Source organism: Brucella grignonensis (genome assembly GCF_002252505.1).
Taxonomy (GTDB): Bacteria; Pseudomonadota; Alphaproteobacteria; order Rhizobiales; family Rhizobiaceae; genus Brucella; species Brucella grignonensis.
The window spans coordinates 1-2,607 of the sequence record NZ_NNRL01000081.1 but is presented as its reverse complement, the minus strand read 5'-3'; the positions used below and the strand labels follow the sequence as shown (position 1 = coordinate 2,607).

The following is a 2,607-nucleotide window of genomic DNA, read 5'->3' as shown; positions in this document are numbered from 1 at the left end:
AACGTCGAGTTGCTCCTCGCTCTTGAGTTCGACGAAACGCATTGTAGGTCGAGTCGCCGCTTCGGCGATCGCCTCGGCGTCACGGTCGTCATTCTTCTGCGCCTTGACGTAAGGCCGCACATATTCCGGCGACATCAGACGCACCCGATGGCCCTGCGCCGCCAGTGAACGCCCCATGTGATGAGCGCCGCAGCAGGCTTCCATCGCCATCGTGCAGGGCTCAAGTTTTGAAGCGAACGCGATCACGCCATCACGGCGCATCCGCCGTCGCACGATCACTGTTCCGCTTTCGTCCAATCCAACGACGCTGCAGCTGTTCTTGCCCAGGTCGATGCCAAGGATCACTATGCTCATGGTCCGCTCCTTCCTCTCTTGAACACCGACATCCTACACCGACGTCAGCGGGAGGGGCGGGCCATCCATAAAAGGGGATGTTCCCCGTCGTATCGGGCGAACCAAGGGCGGGCTGAACTCGAAGCTCCACACCGTTTGCGACGGTGACGGACGCCCGATCATCCTGCTCCTGTCGGAAGGTCAGATGAGCGACCACAAGGGCGCCCGTCTCGTGCTCGACGCCTTGCCTCCGGCCGATCACCTGATCGTCGATCGTGGGTACGACAGCGCCTGGTTCCGCGCCGAACTCGAAGCCAGAGGCATCGAGCCGTGCATCCCATCGAGCCGAAGCCGCAAAATCCCATTCGCCTACGACACGGTGCTTTACCGCCAACGCCACAAGGTCGAGAATCTGTTCGCCAAGCTCAAGGACTGGAGGCGCATCGCAACACGCTACGACCGATGCGCCCACACATTCTTCTCGGCCATATGCATCGCAGCCACCGTCATCTTCTGGCTCTGATCAATGAGTCCTGAGCCTAGCCGAATCAGCGGATTTTTCGTAACATTCGAGTGGACGAACTTTACAGCGAGGCCGCTGTGGTTCACGGAGCCGACAAGGATACGATCGATGATGCCGCCTGGAACGAGGCGGTCGCAAGGGAGGTCGTGATCCGGAGGCTGGTGACGCTCGAGCGGCCCAGCCGGTCAGATTTCTTTCGGGCTTGCCATGAACTCGGTCTCAGACGAACCCGGCTTTACGATCTGATCAGAGTGTATCGGGCGCATCCGGTCACAAGTTCGCTGCTGCCGCGACCGGCAGGTACGCGAAAAGGCAGCCGGCGACTGCCGGACGAGACCGAAACGGTGATCGCCGAAGCGCTGCGGGATTTCTACAAGACGCGCCAGAAGCCGAGCATCAATCGGCTGCACAAGGAAGTCCGCAGGCTTTGCCGATCGCGTGGCGTGCGCGCACCGTCCTGGCATGCGGTGAAGGCGCGGATTATGGCCATGGATCCCGCCGAACTGACCAGGGCGCGGGAAGGATCGAAGGCGGCACGTGATCGCTTCCGGCCAGTTCCGGGAGAGTATGCCGCCGAGTGCGCGTTCGACGTAGTCCAGATCGACCACACGCTGGTCGATGTCATGGTCGTCGATCGCCGATATCGCCGGCCACTGCAGCGACCGTGGCTGACGCTCGCCATTGACATCGCAAGCCGCATGATCGCGGGCTTCTACCTGACGCTTGAGGCGCCGTCGACGGTTTCGGTCGCGCTCGCAATCCAGCATGTCGTGCAGCCGAAAGAATCCTGGCTTGCCGGGCTGGGGATCGATGCGAAGTGGCCGGCCTGCGGGTTCCCTCATGCCATCCACCTCGACAACGCCAAGGAATTCCGGTCGCGCGCCCTGCAGCGGGGCGCTGAGGAATATGGCATCGAGCTCATCCATCGTCCGATCGCCACTCCCCACTATGGCGGCCATATCGAGCGGCTGATCGGCACCATGATGGGCGCCGTCCATCTTCTGCCGGGCACGACGTTCAGCGACGTCGACGAGCGTGGCAGCTATGATTCGGCCGCCCATGCGACGATGAGTCTGGATGAACTGGCGCGATGGCTGGCGCTCGAAATCACGCGGTACCACGCCGATCGCCATGGGACGCTCGGGATTCCGCCGCTTGCGGCATGGCATGAAGCTGTCGCCCGCCGCGTTCGGCCTGTGCGTCAGCCGCAGGTTCTTGCCGGCTTCATGATCGATTTCCTGCCCAGCGTCGACCGTCTGGTGCGGCGTGACGGCATTCACCTGTTCGGTCTTCGCTATTGGGACGATGTTCTGAGCATCTGGGCTGGGCGCCTCGATCGGCCGCTGCGCGTTTCCTACGATCCACGCGATCTTTCGAGGGTTTTCGTACGTGCTCCGGACGGTACGCGCTGGCCGATCCGCTTTGCCGATCTGCGGCGCGCGCCGATCACGCTCGGTGAGCACCGCCATGCCCGGGCTGCTCTACGGGAGCGCGGCATCGCTCTCGTCGACGAGCAGCTGATCTTCGAGACCATTGAGGCCCAGCGCGCACTGGTCGAGGACGCGACCAGGCGCACCAGGGCGGCGCGTCAACTGGCCGAGAAGCGCGACCGCGCGCTTGGCGCGGCGGGGCCAAGCACGCCGGCTCCGGCCGAGCCTCCGCAAGTTGAGGACGACCGGCCGATCGACTGGAGCAAGGTGCCCGTCTTTCCCGTTGAGGAATGGTCGTGAGAGGGGAGGGGACTTTCGAGC

2 protein-coding genes and 1 pseudogene are annotated in these 2,607 nt (G+C 63.3%); 2 read left to right on the top strand and 1 reads right to left on the bottom strand.

Going from position 1 to position 2,607, the window contains the following annotated elements:
- The coding region (locus CEV33_RS01030; RefSeq protein WP_141211533.1) for an IS110 family transposase at positions 1 to 354 on the bottom strand (354 nt) is incomplete at its 3' end.
- A gap of 64 nt (positions 355 to 418) precedes the next feature.
- Here CEV33_RS01030 and CEV33_RS01025 point away from each other — a divergent pair.
- A pseudogene (locus CEV33_RS01025) lies at positions 419 to 856 on the top strand (IS5 family transposase); the annotation flags it as partial.
- A gap of 50 nt (positions 857 to 906) precedes the next feature.
- Positions 907 to 2,586: a Mu transposase C-terminal domain-containing protein gene (locus tag CEV33_RS01020; protein WP_235818327.1), complete on the top strand. Its 1,680-nt coding sequence runs from the start codon at positions 907 to 909 to the stop codon at positions 2,584 to 2,586.
- Positions 2,587 to 2,607: the final 21 nt, after the last annotated feature.